The 381-nt window shown below is 36.5% G+C and carries 1 protein-coding gene; it reads right to left on the reverse strand.

Annotation, left to right across the window (positions count from 1 at the left end; all coding sequences use genetic code 11):
* On the reverse strand, positions 1–161 hold a 161-nt coding region (locus IQR33_RS23925; protein ID WP_193844122.1), incomplete at its 3' end, for a helix-turn-helix domain-containing protein.
* Positions 162–381 lie beyond the last annotated feature (220 nt).

Consider the following 381-nt stretch of genomic DNA (forward strand, 5'->3'; position numbering starts at 1 on the left):
CGATCGAAGATAATAATGTCTAAGTCTTGCTCGAGTTTCTGGATTTGATAGCTCAGCGATGACGGGGCTCTGTCTAACTCATTCGCAGCAGCAGCAAAACTCCCTCTTCGATCAATAGCATCTAGAATATGGAGTGCTTCTAACGTAATTGGACTCTGCACATGGCCTCTCTTAATGTGACATTTATCACATTCGTTGTATTTGGATGAACTTATCAAGAACTAACGACAAATTATATAACATATTGATAACTAAAGACTAGGAATGCTAATAGCCTAAGAAGAAGATTCAATACAAATCAATAAATGACAATGGTAATGATAGTAATTACCATTTAGATCCATTAATATCCGCGTGTTGTTACCTATTATGGATCTAAGG

This window comes from Vibrio sp. OPT46, assembly GCF_015163535.1.
GTDB lineage: Bacteria > Pseudomonadota > Gammaproteobacteria > Enterobacterales > Vibrionaceae > Vibrio > Vibrio alginolyticus.